16 protein-coding genes are annotated in these 23,248 nt (G+C 28.8%); 8 read left to right on the top strand and 8 right to left on the bottom strand.

What is annotated here, in order from left to right; all coding sequences use genetic code 4:
* Positions 1–219 precede the first annotated feature (219 nt).
* The 8 genes from AC0B4K_RS00305 to uvrA all read right to left on the bottom strand — a co-directional run bounded on the left by AC0B4K_RS00305 (position 220) and on the right by uvrA (position 14,298).
* Entirely contained in the window at positions 220–1,026 is an 807-nt protein-coding gene (locus tag AC0B4K_RS00305; RefSeq protein WP_465103336.1) for a hypothetical protein, read from the bottom strand.
* Complete coding sequence (locus tag AC0B4K_RS00300) at positions 1,001–2,818, bottom strand: S8 family serine peptidase (protein ID WP_465103335.1); 1,818 nt, start codon at positions 2,816–2,818, stop codon at positions 1,001–1,003. The genes AC0B4K_RS00305 and AC0B4K_RS00300 overlap by 26 nt, the downstream gene beginning before the upstream one ends.
* A 422-nt stretch (positions 2,819–3,240) precedes the next feature.
* Positions 3,241–6,003, bottom strand: coding sequence for an Ig-specific serine endopeptidase MIP (gene mip, locus AC0B4K_RS00295; RefSeq protein WP_465103334.1), 2,763 nt, complete (start codon positions 6,001–6,003; stop codon positions 3,241–3,243).
* Between the two features lie 17 nt (positions 6,004–6,020).
* Positions 6,021–8,360 carry a putative immunoglobulin-blocking virulence protein gene (locus AC0B4K_RS00290; RefSeq protein ID WP_465103333.1) on the bottom strand — a complete coding sequence of 780 codons (2,340 nt, stop codon included), beginning with the start codon at positions 8,358–8,360 and terminating at the stop codon, positions 6,021–6,023.
* A gap of 177 nt (positions 8,361–8,537) precedes the next feature.
* Positions 8,538–9,470, bottom strand: a complete 933-nt coding sequence (locus AC0B4K_RS00285) for an NAD(P)/FAD-dependent oxidoreductase (RefSeq protein WP_465103332.1) — start codon at positions 9,468–9,470, stop codon at positions 8,538–8,540.
* A 6-nt stretch (positions 9,471–9,476) separates the two neighbouring features.
* Positions 9,477–10,463: a prolipoprotein diacylglyceryl transferase gene (lgt, locus tag AC0B4K_RS00280; protein ID WP_465103331.1), complete on the bottom strand. Its 987-nt coding sequence runs from the start codon at positions 10,461–10,463 to the stop codon at positions 9,477–9,479.
* A complete protein-coding gene (gene hprK, locus AC0B4K_RS00275) occupies positions 10,456–11,391 on the bottom strand; it encodes an HPr(Ser) kinase/phosphatase (protein ID WP_465103244.1) in 936 nt (311 codons plus the stop codon). The genes lgt and hprK overlap by 8 nt, the downstream gene beginning before the upstream one ends.
* Positions 11,392–11,439: 48 nt before the next feature.
* The gene (uvrA, locus tag AC0B4K_RS00270; RefSeq protein ID WP_465103330.1) at positions 11,440–14,298 is read right to left on the bottom strand and encodes an excinuclease ABC subunit UvrA; all 2,859 of its coding nucleotides are present in this window, start codon (positions 14,296–14,298) and stop codon (positions 11,440–11,442) included.
* A gap of 103 nt (positions 14,299–14,401) precedes the next feature.
* Between uvrA and AC0B4K_RS00265 the strand changes: the two genes are divergently transcribed.
* The 8 genes from AC0B4K_RS00265 (at position 14,402) to AC0B4K_RS00230 (ending at position 23,244) form a co-directional block, all read left to right on the top strand.
* Positions 14,402–15,169 (top strand): hypothetical protein, encoded by a 768-nt coding sequence (locus AC0B4K_RS00265; RefSeq protein ID WP_465103329.1) that lies wholly within the window; start codon positions 14,402–14,404, stop codon positions 15,167–15,169.
* An 88-nt stretch (positions 15,170–15,257) separates the two neighbouring features.
* Positions 15,258–15,923, top strand: coding sequence for a (d)CMP kinase (gene cmk / locus AC0B4K_RS00260; protein ID WP_465103328.1), 666 nt, complete (start codon positions 15,258–15,260; stop codon positions 15,921–15,923).
* Positions 15,923–17,230 carry a ribosome biogenesis GTPase Der gene (der, locus tag AC0B4K_RS00255; protein WP_465103327.1) on the top strand — a complete coding sequence of 436 codons (1,308 nt, stop codon included), beginning with the start codon at positions 15,923–15,925 and terminating at the stop codon, positions 17,228–17,230. Before cmk ends, der begins: the two co-directional genes overlap by 1 nt.
* Positions 17,231–17,547: 317 nt before the next feature.
* Entirely contained in the window at positions 17,548–19,491 is a 1,944-nt protein-coding gene (locus AC0B4K_RS00250; RefSeq protein WP_465103326.1) for a restriction endonuclease subunit S, read from the top strand.
* A 23-nt stretch (positions 19,492–19,514) separates the two neighbouring features.
* Positions 19,515–20,075, top strand: coding sequence for a hypothetical protein (locus AC0B4K_RS00245; RefSeq protein WP_465103325.1), 561 nt, complete (start codon positions 19,515–19,517; stop codon positions 20,073–20,075).
* A gap of 446 nt (positions 20,076–20,521) precedes the next feature.
* Positions 20,522–22,345 (top strand): DNA polymerase III subunit gamma/tau, encoded by a 1,824-nt coding sequence (gene dnaX / locus AC0B4K_RS00240; protein ID WP_465103324.1) that lies wholly within the window; start codon positions 20,522–20,524, stop codon positions 22,343–22,345.
* 12 nt (positions 22,346–22,357) lie between these two features.
* Entirely contained in the window at positions 22,358–22,645 is a 288-nt protein-coding gene (locus AC0B4K_RS00235; protein ID WP_465101137.1) for a YbaB/EbfC family nucleoid-associated protein, read from the top strand.
* A 2-nt stretch (positions 22,646–22,647) separates the two neighbouring features.
* The gene (locus tag AC0B4K_RS00230; protein ID WP_465103323.1) at positions 22,648–23,244 is read left to right on the top strand and encodes a hypothetical protein; all 597 of its coding nucleotides are present in this window, start codon (positions 22,648–22,650) and stop codon (positions 23,242–23,244) included.
* Positions 23,245–23,248 lie beyond the last annotated feature (4 nt).

Genomic DNA, 23,248 nt, shown 5'->3' with positions numbered 1-23,248 from the left:
CTGATCCTAGTGTATCATAAAAAAATTTTTTTAGGGCTGCATAATATACATAAAAGTTATTAAGTGTTAATATTTTTACATTAAAACTAAACAAAAATTAACATAAATATTAAATTTATTACTAAAGTATATTAGGAAATTAAATTTTATTATTCAATTTTTTAAATGCAAATAAAAAGTTAACATGTAGTAGTGTTAACTTTTTAGTATTATAAAATATTATATATTGCTATCTTTGGGGATATTAAAAGTAAAGTTATAATTATCTAAAGAATCTAACTTATTAATAACTATATAATGTATTGTTGATGTTGTGCTTAACGCTTGACTAGCTACACCCCTACCTGACCCTTTTGCTTGAATTTCTACTAATTTATATTCAAGGTTTATGTTTTTATCAAGGATATTAACTTTTTTAATTCAATATCCAGAACCTTTTACAACCTCATTAATGCTTCCAGTGTGATAGTTCAAGCCATTAACAACTAAAATAGTATTTTTACTAAAATCGGTGTTTTTAAAAATATCTTTAATATCTTTGTATTTATCGGAAGCTAACTCATGATTCGAATTAATTAAACTAAAAATCTTATTTTTATTTAATTTTATATTTTTTTCTTGTCATTTATCAATAACCACTTTTCTGGCGTCTGATAGCTTTGCACTCTTTTCAGCACTATCTTTTTCATCATAATTCGTTATAGGTTTATGATATTCATTATAAGCATCTTTATACTGTTTTATAACATCTGCATATTCATTTTTAAAAGCATCATCAAAAGATGAACTTTCGACTAATCTATCATAATTAACACTAGACCACAAAGCATTATCTATATGCACAGACCTGTTAGGATAATGAAATCTCACAAGTCTTTGACCATCATCAGTTTTTGATTCAGAGGAGTATGGATCACGTGTTAAATTAGAACATGAAATAACAGATAGTGGAATTATAGTAAGAGAAGGAATAATTAAAGAATAAAATAATCTTTTAAATTTAGTTTTTTGATCTTTTAATTGCATAAGTAAATGCTAAATCCCTTTTTATATCATTGTTATCATATCTTAAAAGATTGAAATTATAATATCCACTTGTTTGAGCTGTAAATTCTACTGTTTCTGTGTTTCTCTCACCTAAAATAGAAGATGTTAATAAAGTATTACTTGGATCGTAAACTTTTAAATCAAAATCAACTATATTTTGTTTATTTCTTACTTCTGCTAATCATGAAATATTTGCTCTAATTGTATCTCCTTTATTTAAATAAATGCTATGGTTTGTAGTAAATTTAGGTCCAGTTTTTTTATGGTATTTAAGATTTTTAACAGCTTGATCCACAAATTCAAACTGAGGTATTCCAAACCCTGTTTCATTAGTATAAACAGAATTTGTGTATCTTGGTTTTACAGAACCTGAAATTATTGCAGATTTAGCAATTATTGAATCATGTCCTAAGTTAAATCAATATGGATTTCTTTGAATAACCATTGATGTTAAGGCAGTAATGACTGGAGTTGAAAAACTTGTACCGCTTCCTGAAAAGAAGTCATCATCCGTTCTAGTTGAAAAATTATAAGATCCACCAGATGTAACGGCGGTTATATAGTTTTTATCGCTACCTATTTGACTATAATTTGTTTTAGTTTGTAAATAGTCATTATTAATAGCACCAATAACTATACTATTTTTAGATAAAGCAATTCCTGCTAATGGCTTATAAGCCTCTATAAGTTTTCCATCTTTTTTTCAAGTTTCAAAATTATTACCAGCTGATATGAAATTAACAAGTTCTGGGTTTGACTTAATTAATTCATCAAAATAATGTGAATCATTATTATATACTTGACTTTCCTTATTATTTTTTGGATCAAATACACCTCAACTGTTGTTTACTATTTTTACACCTTGTCCTAGGAAGAAATTCATTTCTCCAGCTAGTCCATTTCAACGTGTGTTTAATTCAACACTCCATAAAGTAGCAGTGGGATTTATCCCCTTTTGTCCAACTAAAATTTCACCCACATTATTAGCATGATTGCTATATGATTCTGTATAGAAAAATTCATTTCTCCAGTGAGCTCCATTTCCATATTTTTTGTTTCAGTAAAAAGGTGATAAATCATTATTAATTACACCTTCAGCCTCTAAAATACCAACTTTAATTGGGTTCTTATTTACGTATTCTTTGAAATGTGAAAAAATTGTGTCTTTTGAAAGTCCGACTAAATTATACAAATGATAGTTGTCAGAACCCCTGTAATCAAAAGCAACTCCTAAATTAAATCTTGGATTGTTATCAGTGTTTATAGATGTGGTTGTAACTACACTTTCATTTTTACGTTTATTAATAAAATCTTGATGAGTATAATTGGTTTTAAAACCAAAAACACTTGAGACATCTTCGTCTTCAGTTCCATATTTATTTATTGCTTCTTTAAACTTATCATAGTCTTGCGAGCTAGTTATAGCTATAGAAATAGTTTTTAAAAAATCACCAATAATATAAACTAAATTTTCTTTCTTGGTTTTTAAATATTTTTCTGCTATAATTTTAATCTTGTCTTTGAGATCTGAATCTGTAGTACCTTTATAAATAATATCAAAGCGCTTAACTCCTACAGCTTTTTGAATACTCATTGCATCTTGAGAATTACTAATTATTGAGTTATTGGTAATTTCGTAAAATTTTGAATTTTCATAAGTATTTAAATTGTTTATTAGAGTTTTGTTATTCTGTCCCATAATAACCATAGTTGTAGCAGAACTCATGGCTAAAATAGAAAAAAATAAATATTTAATTTTTTTTGGCTTCATAAGCCTCCTTAATTTTTAATAAGATAAATTTACATAATAATTTGGGAATTACTTCCCGCAATAATATTAACATAAATTTATTTATACGTTAGCAAAAAAATTAAATTTTGCTAATAACTTTTTATATAGTATAATTATTATTAGACACTCTATTAAATAATATCGTGAATATACATAAACACAAGTAAAACTACTTGTGTTTTATAATTTTCAGTTTCATACTATACAAAAAATAACAAGATATTCAAAAATTATTTCCGCTAAATATTTATTAATATCTACTAATACCATATAAGTATTGAATGTCTATGAATCACATAATCCTAATGATGATTTCGATATGTACATTCAAAATTCTAATACTTATCATAAAAGTTTTTAAAATAAAACTATATGCATGTAAATTGCATATAGTTTTTATATTATTTATTAAATTCGTAGCCTGTTGGAACTTTATTAATAGATTCAGGCATTAAGTTTGTTTTCATGTTTGAATTTGGATATAGTTCAACTAAAGCTTCACGATATGAATTACTTTGATCTTTCCCGCCACCATAAACTAAATCATACTGCGGTAAGTTGTAGGTTCCATAAAGACCTTTATAGTCAAATCCATTTGAACGAATTGCTACCCCTGCTGAAGTAGTTGAAAATTGGAATACTGTAGTTAAAATACCCATGATTTCATTATTTTGATTTCTAATTGCAGAACCACTGGCTCCACCACCAACTTCAAAGTTTTTAAGTAGCATCCCAATACCGCTGCTTACATATTCTTTTTTATCATCGTGCGATTCTAAATATTTATCTCCCGATGAACGTGGTGCAACGATGAAGTTATCATATACACCGGGTTTATCTTTGAATTGTCTTAAGTTAAGCATATGAGATAATGTTCCACCTTTTTCAAGACGTTTAACGGTTCTTTCATCTGATTTATTAGGTGAAGATACGTCATATCAAGTAGATGAAGCATTAGTTCACATAGTATGAGTTGATTCAATTACTGCTTTTTGATCAATATCTGTATAATCATTTAAGTAAAAATCATAAAATCCTTGTTGTTTTGCTTTTGGATATGAAACAACGTATAAATTATCATATGCTTTAGTTGCTTCAGGTGATCCAGGTTTGGCAAGTAATGGTTGGTTAATTTTATCAAAATCATTTACATAATCGTATTTAGGAACTTTAAGTTTTAATTTATCATCTAAATTAGCATAATCATTAGTAAAGAATTTAGCAAAATCTTGTGGGGATTTTATTTCTTCACCAATTTTACGATCCTTATCTTCAAATTTTGTAAAGTCAATTTCAAAAACTGCAAAATCAATAAACTCCTCTTTATCTTTAACAGTATCATCTTTTGAAAGAGTATATGGACTAGTTTTTAAAACATTACGACCATCAAAAATATTTTTAAAGGCATTTTTGTTAACATCTATTTTATTGAATTTATCTTCAATGCTTAAAACTTTTATAGCATTAAAGATGTGTTTTTGTTCAGTTCGCCCAAGAATATCCATACGGATGCTATCAAGTGTTTTTTCATTTCACCCATTTATAACATGGTAATTAGTTGCAAAATACCATTTAGTTGGATATGAATTATCATCTTTTTTCTCATAGTCTAAAATTCATGCTGTTCCGGCATTACCAACTTTAGATTTAGCTCTATTTTTGTAATTTTTAAATGATTCATAATCACGAACTGTTCTTTCATTAATATCATTCTTTAAACGAGTTACGATATCTTGTGAAAAAGTTTTTTTAGACTCTACAGCATCATAAAGTTTCTGCCTATGTTCTTTAATAAATGGAGTATATTTAGTTTCATACATTTTCTCAGTTTTAGCAGGATCTCCCCCGGCTTCTGCTTCCAACTTTGTAATAATATCTTTAAATACTGCATCAATCACAGCTTCAGTATTCTTACCTGTTCTATTTGAAACCTTATCATCATCTAAACGCTTTTTAATTTCAGCAGCTGCAGTTTTATCATCTAATAAATCTGCCATTTTATAAATATCAAATTCTACTGCTTCTAGAGCTTGTTCAAGTTTAATTTGAATTGCTTCATCATTAGTAAATATTGGTGCTCTAAAACTTAGTAAATATGATTGTAGTGCTGCTTCAGCATAATTATCATTAACTAATTTTCTCGGTAAACCTGTATTTCTTTGTGGACTTGGAGCAGAAGTCTTATAGTGGTCATATCAATGTGTGGTGCTTCTTGGTCCCCTGGCTGGAACATCTAGACCTGATACATTTCCTGAAGCATCATATTTAGGAATAACAAACCCAAATTTTGATGCAGTATCATAATCAAGCATATTTAATTCTTTTGCTACTTTATTATATTTTTCTTTTGCTTCATTATTAGTTGTAAAACTTCTTTGGTAAGCATTAGAATCAAGTGCTCTTTGAATATTATTTAAATCATAATCATACTTTTGAACATTATTATATTCAACTGCATATTGAGTTTGAGTTGTTTCACGAGCTTTTTTCTCTTCTTCAGTTTCTAATCTACCTTGGCTATTATAACCATTTTCTTCTGAAAATCCAGTTAATTTATATTGTTTAGTTTCTCCATTACCAAATTGTATAAAAGCAATTAACCCACTTCTATCATCAGCTAGTCGAACATTTAATAAAGTTGAAAGGATTCTTTCGTCTTTTGGAGCAAAGCCAGCTCGAGCATTTAAAGCTTGCGACATAGAAAGTTGAGAAAAATCTATTATTCTTTGGCTAAAAGTAAACCCATTTGAAGTTTGTTGTTCAACTTCAAAATATAATGTTCCTAAATCATTTAATGATTTAGAATTTACTTGTTGGGTAATTTCCTCTCGAGATAATGGAGGTTGTTGAACAGGAGGGGTAGGATTTTGTTGTTTAAGTTCTACAATTTTAGAATTAAGTTGATCTAGTAATGTTTTTTCACTTGTTAAAGATGTTTTAATATTTGCATCTAAAGTATTATAAGCAGTTAACGCTGTTGTAACTTTTGGTTCATCAGCCACAACAACTGTTTCTTGAGTTTTGCTTAAAATGTCAGCGTGGCTTTGTTTATAAGCAGCAACTGGATCAGAAGGGGTGGGTTTTGATTCTTGCCCACAACTTATAGCAACTACTGGAAATAAAATTCCACCACTTGCTAAGCTTAGTATCAATCTTTTTTTCATTTGTTTTTCTCCTTTAATTATACAATTTCAAATTCATCTTCAGTGCTGGTGTATCTTACGTTATAACCTGCATTTTTCAAGGTGTTGTAAAGGGCAACGGCTCCATCGGTAACAATGATCTGAGTTTGTCTGTTAAATGTACCATCTGAATATTCAATTAAAGTTGCTAAGTGTCTTAATCCGTCACTATTTAAGTTTTGAACGTTTTGCGTTGGACGGATTCTAATACTTTTTGTATTTTTACCATTGCTAAAGGTAATTTTAGGTCTTGGTTCCATAGGTGCAACTGGTTTTGCTAAGATATCATCAAATTGTGCTTCATTTAAATCAGTTGTATTAACTTCTCATACAGCACCATCATTGAATAGTTTAATTTTGTTTAGTTTACGTGTCGATTTTTGTTTGTTAGTAATATCATGAAATTCCATACCTCTTAAAGTTTTTATAGTTGGAATCCGCGAAAAATCAACACCCATAGGGTATGAATTTCCATCACTGCTACGATCAGGTTTTAATCCTGGTCCTCAAGCTCCTTGGAAAATTCTTTCATTATTTCTTGTTCAATAAGCCATTCTTAGTCCATTATTGATAATTGTTCAATCACCAAGTGTTTTGTAATCTTCTGCGTCAAATGCTAAATTATCAAAGGTAATCCGTGAGTAAAATGGAGGTTGGTTTGGATCAGTTGAGAATGTTGTGTTATAATCAGCCATATTAACTCATGCAACTTTATTTAAAGCTCATGGGTTAATTGATCAATCGTCAGCATTAACATTTAATCTATTATTTGATAATAATGAAAGTTCATCAATTTCCTTATCTTTAAGGTATTTTAAAGCAGATGTATTCTTAGACTCAAAGAATAGTTCTAATAATGGAAGTTTTTTAGGTAAAGCTGCAAAGATTTTATCCATGTTTTGATCAGCCCCTGATTTACCAATATTCATAATTCTATATCCGGTGATTTCTTTACCTTTAGATTGTAAATCAGCAATTAATTTTTCAGCTTTTTTGTATGCATCTGGTTGTACAACATCAATTGTAACCACAACAGTTTTTTCACGGTCAGAACCTTCAACTTTTTCAATTCTAGTATATTCATTAATTGATATACCACGATCAGGAATATCTAAACCTTCAGATCTAAATTGTTCTGTAATATCACGTTTGTTTCAGTTATGGTATTTACCTAACAGCACATCTTCAGAACTTCTTCAATACCATGTGTTATTACCCATAACACGGTAAACTTGGTTGTTACGTTTATATTCAGCTTGAACAGTATTAACAACTGGTTCATGAGTTGATGGTGTTCATTCACCATTTGCATTAACATAAACATCACCACCATATTCAGGAATAATATAACCATTGGCTAAACTATCTTTTTCTGTTTGAGATAGTTTAGTAATTTTTTTAGGATCAATGTGCATTAAGATTAACATCTTCCCTAGTTCTCTGGTTTCAGTGCCGATACTTCTAGGTCATGTTAATGTCTCTTTCATATTTCACCATTTATCTAGTTGTTCATCTGTAACTGAATCTAAAAGATATTGTTTAACATTTTCTTTCGAAGTTAAAAGCATATGGTATCTAAATCATAAATTACCAAAGTGTTCAGATACATTGCCATCATTCGCAATTTGGGCTTGTTTTGCTTCGATATCTCTATTATCTTGCAATGCACTAATATATGGAGTTGTATATGCTCCTATTTTTGCAGCCTTGCCTTGTGCAGCACCTGTACTCTTTGCAATATTTTCAGCAGTTAAGGCATTTTTTACATTAATAACATCAAAAGTAATTTCAGCATAATATGGAATCCGATTAGTTATCCCTTTTTCTACGTCCGATTGCTCATATTGACGTTTTGGAATTGTTTGAATATCTGCTTCAAATTCAATATCTTCAATTTTGATTTTGCGAGTTTCTCTAATAGGTTTTTCAGGTTCTGGTTCAGGAACTACTGTTGGAGGTATTTCCACATCTTTCTTTGGTGCATCTTCAATTGGATCAGATGCTGAAGGCGGTAAAACTTCTTGCTCCTTTTCTTTTTCTTTTTCTGGATCTTTAATAATTGGATTAAAAATAGTTTGTGGTGGTGTCTCTTCGACAGGTGGGGCCACTATTTTTTCTTCTTGTTTAGCTTTAGGTAAGTTATAATCAGTTGCACTAGTTTTTGAATTAGTTTGATCAACTTTTTCAGCTTGAAAATTTGGAGCGGCCTCCGTATCAATTCTAAATTTAAATGGCTCTGTTGTAGTTTGTGTTTGTGCAATAAGTGTTGTGGTAACACCAGTAAACACAAGTCCACTTGAACCAATCAATAAGAATAATTTTTGTTTACGTTTTAACATTATTTCTCCTTTATTACTTATTTATAAATCAAATATAATATAATTATATTATAAATTACAGATTTTTGGTTTTTTAATTACAAACATCTAAGGCTTTATAAATATCTTTTTAGTTACTTTTTTACTGGAACCAAACTGATTATAAAAAAATATGCGATAAATTTCGCATATTTTTGATTATAGTGAATTAAGTAAATCTGAGATTTTTTTAGCCGCAATTGCTCCGTCAGAAGCGGCAGTAACAATTTGGCGAATTTCTTTTTGACGAATGTCTCCGGCTGCAAAAATTCCTTTAATTTTAGTTTGCATGTTCTCATCTGTAATAATAAAACCACGCTCATCTAAAATATCTAAATCTTTAACAAAGGTTGTTGTTGCTTCCATTCCAATATAAGGGAAAAATGATGCAATTTCAATAGTCTGCTCAGTTCCGTCAACCAAGCTTTTAATAACTGCTTTTTCTAAGGAATTAGTACCAGTTAATAAAGAAATTTGTGATTCCTTAAAAATAGTTATATTTGAAGCTTTATATAAATCTTCAACGAGTTTTTTTTCAGCTGTAAATTCTTTTTCACGAATTACAAAATAAACATGTGAAGCTATTTTTGTTAAATAGGTTCCTTCTTCCACAGCTGAATTTCCACCACCTAAAACTAATGTCGGAGAACCTTTAAATAAAGGACCATCGCAAATTGCGCAAAAACTAATTCCGCGGTGTAAAAATTCATGATACCCATTTATAAAACTTGGCTCTCTGTTTTTCATTCCAGTTGAAATTAAAATAGTTTTTCCATATACTGAAGAACCATCAGCTAATTTAACTTCCTTGTCAAAATCACCGTGATTTACAATTTCGACCACTTCCCCGTATTTATATTGGGCACCAAAACTAGTAGCATGATCCATAAATTGAGTTGCTAATTCTCAACCATCAATAATTTCTGTACCAATTCAATTTTCTACTTTATTGGTTTGTGAAAGTTTACCTCCTGGAGCACCTTTTTCAATAAATGCTACTTTTAAATTTGCTCTTGAAGCGTATAAAGCCGCATTTAAACCTGCAGGTCCACCACCAATAATCACTAAATCAAATGTTGTTTTTGTTTCCATTAATACCTACTTAAATACTGTATATGTTAATACTTTTTTGAAAATATTACTAAATGAACTAATGTTTACATATGCATAGTAATATTCAGGATTTTTATATTCATAATGTTTAAAAATTTTATATTTAACATTTGTGACGTATTTTACACGTGATCAAAAAGCAAAGTAAATGAAGATAAAACTTCCTGATAATGCAAATAATAATGCCACAATAGAATAGAATAAATATGATTCTTGTCTTAGTGGTTCTAAGGCAAGCCGCACAACACCGTATCATAATAAATATAATCCGGCTGTTGCGCCTGGTTTAAATGTTCAAAATAAATTAAAAATTCATACGATGATTAAATACCCAACTAAGTTTGCTAAACCTTCATATAAGAATAATGGATATCTATAAGCTCCTTCAAGTCCTAAAGAATCGGTATAAGCATCGGCAATATACATATTATCCGCAAAACTTTTACCAAAAATTATAGAGCTAGCTCCAGTTCAGTCAATTTTTCCATAAACCTCATGGTTTCCATAGTTTCCAAACCTCCCAACAAACTGCCCAACTAAAATAGTTGGAATAATAATTGAAGTTGCTTTACGTATATCAACAAGATGCCTCTTAGTATAAGCATAAGTCATATCGGCTATAATGGTGAAGAAAACTCCACCTTGGATACTAAGACCTCCATCTCATATCGCATACCAAGCGGACCCTTTAAAAGGTTCACTATCATATATAAGTTCCTCAAACACAAACCCAAGACGTGAGCCAATAATCCCCATTGGTATGGTGATCAAGATAAGCCCGTATAAAACCTCAATATTCATTTTTTCCCTCCTTCAGAAGTAAAAAATGGTTAAGATAGCAGTTAAATATCCTAACATAATCATTAATGAATATGTATAGAATTGAAAAGAACCAACGGTAAATAAGATACTTGGGGTCCCTTCACGAAATGCAACTTCAGGCACATAACTAGGTCCATTTAAATTATTCATTTTCTTTTAACCTCCTATTTTCTATTTCTTTAATTACATTTAAACCATCCCGCTTTGAAAGATAAAATCCAACAGCAGTTTCAATTAAAGATGCAGCTGAACCACCTTCTTTAATTGGAATTTGAATTTTATGGATATATCTTCCAAAGATTGGATATTTTAAAAAATCTAAACCTAAGCGGTCAAATTCGTATTGTTTATCAGTTTTAACTAATTCAACAACTAAATCAATTACAGATGATTTGGCAACAGATTTAACTCCATAAATATGTTTTACATTAATCATCCCAATTCCGCGTACTTCAAGTAAATGTTCAGTGATTCTGGGCGAGCGACCTATAAAGATATTACCTCCATCACCAATTAAAACAGAATCATCACTAATAAAGACATGTCCTCGTTGAATGAGTTCTAATACCGCTTCTGATTTACCAACCCCGCTATTACCAATAATTAAAACACCAGTTCCCCCAATTAAGACTAAACAAGCATGCACTTGTGTTTCATCTAAAAAGTGGTTATTAAGATATGACCCTACATTTGAAGTTAGTAATGAAGAACTCATTTTAACCTGACATACTGGTACTCCATATCTACTGGCAGATTCAATAATTCAATTTAAAGCTGGTTTGGCAACACCTCTTGATAAGATTACCAAAGGTGGTTGTAATTTAAAAACGTGATCAATAGCTCTAATTGATGCATTTTTTCCTATTTTTTGAAATCATAAAGATTCGCTAGTCCCCCAAGAAATAACATTATTTTTCAAGCGATCATAAGCTAAAAATGCAGCTAATTCCAAACCAACACGTTTAATAGCTGGTTGATATATATAATTATAATTAATTTTAGTTGCAGGATCATTTAAAACCTTTCAACCAAAAAATTTAATTAATTCAGCAACGCTCACTTTCTTTTTCTTATTCATTTGACCTCGATTTTTACAATATGCTATTATTATACAAGTTATTAATATTTATTTTTGATTTCGTGAAAATATTTTTTCAAGGAATTGACCGGTAAAACTATGAATATTTTTGGCCACCTGTTCGGGCGTTCCTGTAGCAACTATTTTACCACCATGAATTCCACCACCGGGTCCTAAATCAATTAAATGATCACAAGATTTAATCACATCTAAATTATGTTCAATAACAACTACTGTGTCTCCGTTATCCACAATATGATTGAAAATTTCGATTAATTTTTTAATATCATGACTATGTAATCCAGTAGTTGGTTCATCTAAAACATAAATTGTTTTTCCAGTAGGTTTACGTTGTAAATGAGTTGCTAATTTAACCCTTTGCGCTTCGCCTCCAGATAATGTTGTTGAGATTTGCCCTAATTTAATATATCCTAAACCAACATTTTGTAAAAACATTAATTTTTCAATAATTTTAATTTTAGAATCAAAGAAAACTATTGCTTCATCCACGCTCATTTCTAAAACATCATTAATATTCTTTTCTTGATATTTAATTTCTAAGGTTTCTTTATCGTAACGTTTACTATCACATTGATCACATGTAATATATACGTTAGGTAAAAAATGCATTTCAATCACTAAAAAACCATCGCCACTACATTTTTCACATCGTCCACCTGGAGTATTGAAACTAAATCTCCCTTTTGTGTAACCTCTTATTCGTGATTCTTCAACATTAGCAAAAATTTCACGAATATCATCAAAAACACCAGTATATGTTGCTGGATTACTGCGCGGAGTTCTTCCAATTGGGCTTTGGTTTACTTGCACAATTTTATCAACATTGATTAATCCATCAATGTTTTTGAAATCAGCCTTTTTATGGCTTAATCCTTCTGCAATACCTTGCATTTGTTTATATCCATTAACTAAAATATCATTAATTAATGTGCTTTTGCCACTTCCAGACACACCAGTTACACCAACTAATTTTCCTAAAGGTATTGTAATATCAATGTTTTTTAAATTATTTTCTTTAGCTCCTTTAATAGTAATTGTTTTACCATTACCAGAACGTCTTGAAACAGGAATTGGTATTTCTCATTCACCAGATAAATATTTCCCCGTAATTGATCTTTCGCTAGAAATAATATCTTCAATACTTCCTTGACCAACTACTTCACCTCCTGATTCGCCAGCATGAGGTCCTATATCAATAATATGATCTGCGGCAAAAATAGTATCTTCATCATGTTCAACTACAATTAAAGTATTTCCTAAATCAACCATCTTTTTCATAGTTTCAATTAATCGTAAATTATCACGCTGGTGCAAGCCAATCGAAGGTTCATCAAGCACATATAAAACACCACTTAAATTTGCACCAATTTGGGTTGCTAATCTAATCCGTTGTGCTTCTCCACCTGATAAAGTTTCAGCACTTCGATTTAAACTTAAATAATCCAAACCAACATTGTTTAAAAAAGTTAGACGATTAATAATTTCAGTTGTAATGATATTTGAGATTGTTTTACTATATTCATCAAGATTATTAACTAAATTTTCAAAAGTAATTAAAGCATCTGAAATTGATAATTTAGTCATTTGATAAATATTTTTATTATCAACTTTAACGCTTAAAGCAGCTTGATTTAACCTTGCTCCTTTACATACATTGCAAGTAACTGAACTCATATATTTTTTAAGATAGTCACGGCGGTGTTCAGAAGCAGTTTCAAAATATAATCTTTCAATTTTAGTTAATATTCCTTCGATAAATTGCTTTTTACGATATTTATTATTAGATGAAGAAACTAACATATATTCGATTTCTACATCTGAACCATAAAGAATATATCTTAGTTTACCTTGTGGAATTTCATCAATTGGTGTATCTAGTGAAATTTCATAATGGTCTAATAAAGCTTTAAATTCTTGTCATTCTAAATTAGGAGTATTGATAAAGTTTTCAAAATATTTAATAGCTCCATTGCCAATAGTTTTTCATGATTCAGGAATTAAAGAATCAACAGATGCTCTTGTTTCAAAACCAAGACCCTTACAATTATCACACATCCCAAAAGGCGCATTAAATGAAAATAATCTTGTATCAATTTTAGAAATTGAGAAATCTTTGTGAATGCATGAATGTAATTTAGAAAAATTGAAAATTTCTTTAGTTTCAACATTTTCAATTTTTATAATACCCTCACTTTTTTCAGTTGCTATATTTATAGCTTCTGAAATACGGTTATAATTTGCTTCATTTAAAACTACCCGATCAATGACTAAATCAATTGTATGTTTATGGTTTTTATCAAGTTCAATTTTATCTCTTAAACTTAAAATTTCTCCATTAATCTTTGCCCGTAAATAACCTTCATTTTTTAATTTTTCAAGTAAATTAATATGAGTTCCTTTTTCGCGATCCACTAAAGGAGCATAAATAATTAACTTAGTTCCTTCTCCTAATTTATAAATTGAATTTAAAATATCTTTAGTAGTCTGGGATGTAATTTCTAAATTATGTTTAGGGCAATATGCTTTCCCAATGCGTGCATATAAAAGTCTAAAGTAATCATAAATTTCTGTAACAGTACCAACTGTTGAACGAGGATTATTATGAACAGTTTTTTGTTCGATAGCAATTGATGGATTTAATCCATCAATTTTTTCAACATTTGGTTTCTTGGTTCCGCCTAAAAAAGTTCTCGAATAAGAACTTAGAGAATCAACATATCTGCGCTTACCTTCTTCATAAATTGTGTTAAAAGCTAATGAACTTTTGCCACTACCACTTAAACCAGTGAATACCACTAGTTTGTTTTTTGGAATTTCTAAAGAAATATTTTTTAAATTATTTTCTCTAGCACCAGTAATTATTATTTTGTCATTTGTTATACTCATTTATACTCCATATAAAATACTTTATATATTTTAACTTGTTTTTTAAAATTTTAAATATTTACCTGATTAAATATCTTAGTTTCTTTTGTATAATTAATATATTATGAATCTTAGTAATACCGGACATTTAGCTTTCGCTATGTTTTTTATAGCATTAACAACATCATTAGGTATTTCAGTTACTAAATATCGTCTTTGGACTTTTAACGAAAGTGTTTATAAAGCAAACCAAAAAAGTATGTTAAAAACATTGGTTTTTGCCACTATTTTACTGCTAATTGCTCTTGCATACACTATTTTAATCCAACTAGAAATAATTACAGTAGGCGAATATTTAACAAACGATAAAGGAATTAGAATTGACAGTACCGGCAGTGAATATAAGGTAATAACAAGTAGTGAATCAATTACTAGTTATATACTAGTTGTTGCTTGTTTAATAACAATTGGTTTAATAATTTATTATTTAACTCAAATTAAAGCAAAAGATGAAATTCGACCAGAAGAATTAATAGAATTTGCACAACAAGCAGTTATTGATTTTGATCAAGCCGAAAAAAGTTATTATGTCTTAAAGCAATCCCTTAGACGATATGGACCAGACAAAATCATTAATTTTGACAGTTATATTTCAAATAGTACATTTATGCTTAGTTTTGGCAAGAAATTATTTTTCAAAACCCTTATCAAAAGAACTATTTATTTTGGTTTATCATTACCAAGTAAAATACCAACCTTTGATCAGCCCCAAACGCCTAAAAACATAATTATGGTTTACTTAATCTCTTCAGTAAAAGTAATTAATAAAACCAATAAAATACAAATAACAGTAAAGGATCTTGCTGATCATTTAAAGGGGTTAACATTTTAAAAAAGTTATAATTTATAACTTTTTATTTTTTATATTTTGCCAAACTAAAAAAAGTTATATATAATATAAACAAGAAATAGGAGAATAGATGAAAGTAAATATCGCAATTGATGGCCCTAGTGGTGTAGGCAAATCCACTGTAGCAAAGGAATTAGCAAAAATCTTGGGCTATACTTTTATAAACAGCGGAAGCATCTATAGGGCAATTACTAAAAATGTTATTGATAAGGGTATTGATACTCGTGATGCACAAAATGTAATCAAAACCTTAGAAAATGGCATGATTAAATTACTAGAAAATGATAAAGTACTGCTATATGGAATTGATGTTTCAACTAAATTAAGAGCAGATTATATTTCGCAAGTAACACCAAATATAGCTAAAATACCAGAAGTTCGTAATTATGTAGTGAATCAAATAAAAACCATTACAAATCAAAATAAAGGTTATATTATTGATGGTAGGGATACTACCTTTAAAATTATGCCTCATGCCGAAGTTAAAATTTTTCTCTGAGCTTCCGCCGAAGAAAGAGCTCACCGTCGCATGGAACAAAACCGAGAGCTCATGTATAATATTAATTTTAATGAAATCTTGTTAGATATTCAAAAACGTGATGAACAAGATATGAATCGTGAAATAGATCCTTTGCATAAAACTCATGATTCTACATTTATAGATTGTACAAATTTAACACTCGAAGAATTACTTAATGTAATTTTAAAAATTGTAGAAAGTAAAACAATTAACTAATGAAAAATACAGTAGCAATAATTGGAAAACCAAATGTTGGTAAAAGCACTTTATTTAATCGTATTATAGGTAAAAAGATTTCAATTGTCTACGATGAACCAGGTGTAACCAGGGATCGCTTATACGAAACAATTTCATGATCTGGTGAACAAATAAAATTAATTGATACTGGTGGAATTGAAATTGAAAATAAACCATTTCAACAACAAATTCAAATTCAAGCTAAAATTGCAATTGAAGAAGCTGATGTAATTTTATTTATTTTTGATGGAAGAACTGAAATTTCAAATGATGAACTTTTCATCATGAATACTTTAAGAAAAAGTAACAAACCCATAATTGCCGTTGCCAATAAATTAGAATCAAATCAAGATTTTGATTATGGTTGATATGCACTAGGTGTTGATGAAATCTTTCCTATTTCTGCATTACATGGTGAAGGTGTCGGTTCAGTTTTAGATGCTTGTATGAAGTATTTAGATTTTTCTGAACCTGATGATCAGGAATTATTTAGTCTAGCAATTATTGGTAAACCAAATGCTGGCAAAAGTTCACTTCTTAATAATTTAACAAATGAAAACCGTTCAATTGTCTCCGAAATACCCGGAACTACAAGAGATAGTGTTAAATCAATTGTAGATATCAATGGCACAAGCTATAGGGTTATTGATACAGCTGGAATTACAAAGAAATCTAAATTAGTCGAAAGTGTTGATCATTATGCTTTATTAAGGGCTATGAACTCTTTAATGGAATCAGATCTTTCACTTGTAGTAATTGATGCAACTCAGCCTGAAATCTCTCATTTTGACTCAAGAATAATTGGTTATGCTTTAGATCATAATAAACCAATTATTATTGTAATTAATAAATGAGACTTAATTAAAAAAGAAACTAATACAATGGCTCAATACGAAAAAAAGCTGCGTGAAAAATTTCATTTTGTCCCTTGAGTACCAATTATATTTATTTCTGCTAAATACAACCAAAGAATAAATAAGCTTGCTGATAAACTAACCGAAGTTAGGGCAAACCTAGAAAGAGATATTAAACCTTCATTATTATCCACTCTTATTTTAGAAACCCAAAGCATTCATCCAGCACAGCCCTTTAATGGTGGGCGTTTAAATATATATTACGCCCGTAAAGAACTTGCCAAAATTCCAACCTTTACCTTTTTTGTAAATAATAATAAGTTTGTTCATTTTTCTTATGAAAGATTCCTAGAAAATCAACTTAGACAATCATTTAATTTTGATGGTTGTCCAATTAAATTAAATTTCAAAAATAAGAATGGAATTGAATAAATAAAAAATATTTTTAAGTAAATTTTAAAAATATTATAAAATAATAAAAAATGTAGATAGAACAAGGAGCATATTATGCGTAAAATCGTAAGATTAAAAAATAAATTACGTCTTGAAAAAAGAAGACAAAAATTAGCTAAAGAACACGCTAGAGACGTAAGAAGACAACAAAGAAACGCTGAAGCATCAGCTTAATACCTAAAAAATAAAGCTCATAAATATGATTGAGCTTTATTTTTAGTTTAGGGTTTTTAAGCCCTAATATTAAGCATTTAAAATATTTTTCTGTTAAAATTGGTATATATTGAGGAAGCAATATGAATAAAATTGAGAGGTTAATTAAAGAATTATGTCCAGGTGGTATTGAGTATAAGAAGCTTGGAGAATTAATTAATAATTTGCCTAAAACCACATTAAAGACTACTGATTTAATACCAAACGGAAAATACCTAGTTATAAACTCTGGTACATTTATTTATGGTTATTATAATAAATTTAATAACAATGGTGATGCAATAACAGTTGCTTCAAGAGGTGAAAATGCTGGATTTGTACAATACATGGATCAAGACTTTTGGGCTGGTGGATTATGCTATCCCTTTAGAAGCAAGGATGATAATGAAATATTAACTAAATTTCTATATTATTACCTAAAAAATATTCAACAAAAAATTAGAGAAACATTAGTAAGTGAAGGAAGTATACCAGCACTAAATAAAAGAGACTTAGAAAATGTTTTAGTTCCTATCCCTCCTCGCGCGATCCAGGATGAAATTGTGAAAATTCTTGATAATTTCACAGAACTTACCACAGAACTTACCACAGAACTTACCACAGAACTTACCACAGAACTTACCACAGAACTTACCACAGAACTTACCACAGAACTTACCACAGAACTTACCACAGAACTTACCACAGAACTTACCACAGAACTTACCACAGAACTTACCACAGAACTTAAATACCGTAAGCAACAATATGAGTATTACAGAGATAAATTATTAACTTTCGATAATTCAATTGATAAGGTAGAATATAAACCATTATGAGAAATAACATATTGAGATAAAAAATTTCAAGGAGTTGACCCCGCAAAGCAACCAAAAGTTATTAACTATAAAAAATACTTTTTTGCTAATGAAATAAAAAATTTAGTATCCCAAAATGGGAATATAAAAATTTTAACCACTAACAAAACTGATTTATATGCTAATAATAATGATATAAATCAGTATATTAACGATGCAGAAGTTGTTTATTTACCTGGCGGTGGTAATACAATTATTCAATATTATAATGGTAGATTTATAACTAGTGATAATCGACTAGCCATAGTTAAAAATCCAAATGAATTAAATACCAGATTTTTATATCATTACTTAAACAATAAATTAGATTTAATTGCATCATATTATAGAGGTGCCGGCATTAAACATCCAGATATGACAAAGATCTTGGAAATTAAAATTCCTGTTCCATCTTTATCAATCCAAAACAAAATAGTAAAAGTCTTAGACAACTTTGAGCAAATTTGTCATGATCTCAAAATTGGCTTACCTTCTGAAATATCTTTAAGACAAAAACAATATGAATATTATAGAGATCTCTTATTATCATTTAATATTAATGATATTGAGAGAGAGAGAGAGAGAGAAGATAATTCAGGATTAGCCAAATTACTTGAATATGTCTTTGGTTTTGAACTAGTTAGTTTTGGGTATGGTGTTAAATACCAAAAACTTAGCGATGTAGCTAAGTGTGTTAAAGGTAAACAACTTAACAAGGACAAATTAGTTACAAGTGGATATCCAGTTATAAATGGTGGAGTAAATCCTACTGGTTATTGACATGAATATAATTTTAATGAAAATAAAATCACTATAGCTCAAGGTGGATCAGCTGGGTTTGTCCAATGACAAAACTCAAAGTTTTGAGCAGGTGCACATTTATACGTAATCCAAGAATGTAGTGATATTCTTAAGTATAAATATTTATATTATGTAATTAAGAATAATCAAGATAAGTTAATGGAAGCAAAATATGGTACAACTATTCCATCCTTATCGATAGAAGTTGTTAATAATCTTATTATTCCTATCCCACCTCTTCAACTCCAAAACAAAATAGTTGAAATCCTAGATAATTTCTCTGACTTAACAAACGATTTAACTAAAGGCTTACCAGCTGAAATAAATCTTAGACAAAAACAATATGAATATTATAGGGATACGTTATTGAGTTTTAGAGAAGTAAAATAGCACCTTTTATCCCTGAATCCTGATTGTTAACTAAAGATATAGACCAAATTAATGAAAGTTATAATACATCTAGGTTTAATGAGGATTATTTTAAGGGTATTAACTTAGTCTATAGCCAATTTGTCAAAATAACAAATATTTATGAATTTAAGAATATTATCATTGATAAATGAAAAGAACTTTACAATAAAACTGATGTAAATATGACTGATGCAGAAATAAAAGAAATGTTTGAAGAAATATATTTAAAAAATAAAGATATAACAAATCTATTAAATAATAATGATTTATATATTATTGAAAATAAACATGACATTAATGAGGAATGGTGAGCCTCAAAAATTGTTCCATTTTATACTAATGATAATATATTAATCAATGTGATTCAAGATAGCCGTTCTTCAAGATTGCCTGATTCTATGACCGGAATTACTTCATGGGCTGTTTTTAAAATTACTAAAAACAAAAATGTTACTTTTAATACTCCAATCAAATATAATAAAGATTCATATGATCCATTTGAATACATTAAAACAATGACCAAATGATATGATAAAGAATTTACTAAAAATAAAACAAAATAAAAAAATTCTTTATCTCAACAAACAAAGTTTATTAGATAATACAATACATAATCTAATAGTAAATATCTTTATTAGATTATCATCATGCTAATGCACCTGAATCAATTGCCTAAATTATTTAAGTTTTATTTACATCTGTTGCTGGTAGTCTTTTATGGTATTGTTACTATAATAATATAAGCCTCTAATATAGCCAAGAATTGAAATAATATTATTAAAATTAATTTGAAAAACTCATTTGCACTACAAAAGCGACATGAGTTTTTATAATTCTATAAACAACAAAATACTTATATGAATAATATAATTTTCAATAAAAATTGCCTGTTTCTGCGGCATTTATAGATTTCATGATAGTCCCCTTTAGAAAAAATAAAAAAACCAAAAAAATAAAAACTTTTTAAATTATAATTAATATTAGATTTTTAAGAAATGGAGGTTAATTAATGGATAGTTATAAAACATTATATCGCAAATATCGTCCTAAAACTTTTGACCAAGTTGTAGGTCAAGAACACGTTGTACAAAGTTTAAAAAATGCTCTTACAACTGGTAAAATAGCCCATGCTTATTTATTTTGTGGTCCAAAAGGAACTGGAAAAACTTCATTAGCAAAAATCTTTGCTTCTGTTTTAAATTGTTTGCATAGCGGTAATCCAACTAAGGCCTGCGATTTATGCCTAATTGATAGTGATCGCAGTTTTGACATTATTGAAATGGATGCTGCTTCAAATAATGGTGTTGATGAAATAAGACTATTAAAAGATAAAATTGAACAATCACCAATTAATTCAAAATATAAAATTTATATTATTGATGAAGTACATATGCTTACTAAATTTGCATTTAATGCTTTATTAAAAACACTTGAAGAACCTCCACACCATAGCATTTTTATCTTAGCTACAACCGATCCTCAAAAAATACCTTTAACAATTCTTTCAAGGGTCCAAAGATACAATTTTAAACGCATGAGTGATTCAAACATTATATCTCATTTAAAAGATGTTTTAGACAATGAAAAAATAAGTTATGAAGAAGATTCGTTAAAAATGATTGCTCTTTTAGCTACTGGTGGCATGCGGGATGCTTTATCAATCGCAGATCAAGCAAGTTCTTTTAATGATAACCACATTAGCCCAGTTGCGCTTGAATCTAATTTTGGACTTTCATCCATTGATAATTACATAACCTTGCTTAATGCTATTTTAAAACATGATTTAAATAATCTTATTAGTTTACTTAATGAATTTAACAATAATGGATCAGATGCTTCTTATCTCGTTCGTGCATTAATGAATATTTCTAAAGAATGATTGTTATACTACAAAACAAAAGATGAAGGTTTTTTAGCTTGAGCCTCTAAAACTCAAATACTTAGCATTACCTTAGATTCAAAAAATGCAGTTATTTTATATGATCATTTTTATAAATTATTAGTAAATTTACAAAATCACGAAAATCCATATGAATTATTACAAATTGAATTTATTTCATTAATGGATAATTTAAGTCCAAGCACAACTATAATTCCAGAAGTCACCCCAGAAACTGATCTGCCACCTAAAGAAGTAATAAAACCAAAATTAGAACCTGCTATTGAACATAATACAAAATCTGACCACCAAGATTTTTTTGCACAAGTGAGTGGAGATAATTACTTTAATGATAAATTTATTTTTAGGAAACTAGACTTAGGACAAGAATCAAAAACACTCACTCCTGAATCACAAACCATAATCAATGATGTTTTAGAAGAACTCAATAATCAAAAAAATAATTCAACAAATTTTAAACCTTCAAATACAACAATCTATGATGAGACAACTTATAATGATATTGTTAATGTTTTTCTGTATGCTCAATTTGAAAAACATCAACAAAAACAGGATTACACACAAAAATATACTAAATTAAAACAAGATGCAGAAATGATCTCTACAGTAGTAAATCAAGAGTTTTACGAACAAAAAAACTTACTTAAAAATGCGACTATTTGGATTGCTAGTAAAAATGCAATTGTCTTTTTTGTTCAAGATGAATTATCCTACCTTGAGAAACTACGTTTACAAAGCAAAGACCATAATATGCAATATTACATTTCTGAAATATTACAAGACACATTTAAAAAACTATATTTCTTAAATTCATCAGATAAAAGTATTATAATTAAAAAAATTAATGCACTAAAAGGGGCTGATGGCAAAATTAAATTGCCAGCTAGTTTAAAAGAGCCTCAACCAGAAATTTATATTAACCCAAGGAAATAAAAAGGAATAAATATGAACCCAGAATTATTAAAGAAATTTAAAAACTTACAAAAAGAATTAGAAGACAAACAAGCACAGTTAGCAGCAAAAGAGTTTGTTATTGAAAAACAAGGAATTAAAATAACTGCATTTGGAAATAACGAAATTAAAAATATTGAATTAGATGATATGTTAATTGATCCAGATGATAAGGAATTACTTCAAGATCTTCTTGTTGTTGCACTTAATGAATTAATGGATGAAATTAAAAAACAACAAGATGATATGACTCCTGCAATGCCTGGTGGCTTTCCGTTTTAATAATGTTTCATTCAGAAAAAATTACTGATACACTTATTAAATTAACAAAACTTCCTGGAATTAGTAAAAAAACTGCAGAAAGAATTATTTACTGAATTTTAGAATCTTCTGAACAAGATGTTAATTTATTAGCAAACTCATTAAAATCATTAAAATATGATGTTGTTTACTGCAAAATGTGCACTGCACCATTATTTGATAAACAATCTTGCGAAATTTGTAATAGTAATGATAGGGAAAATAAATTACTTATTGTTGAATCATTGCAAATTATGCAAAAAATTGAAAAAGCAAAGTTTTATAAAGGCAAATATTTTGTATTTCGTAAAAAGTTGCTTTCAGAATACATTATTAAAAAAGAACAAAATTTAATTAATGAATTAGTCGAATACTCACAAAACTTTGATGAAATCATCCTTGGACTTTCTCCCAATATGGATGGTGAAATCACCAAACATGTGCTAAAGAACTTTATTGAACCTGTTAATCAAAAAATAACTGAACTAGCTGTGGGTTTACCAGTTGGTTCTTCAGTTGATTATATTGATGAATTAACCTTGAAATTATCTTTAGCAAATCGTAAAAAAACAATTGAATAAAGGA

It is taken from the genome of Mycoplasma sp. 11548, assembly GCF_055523555.1.
This window is presented reverse-complemented; position numbering and strand designations above follow the sequence as displayed.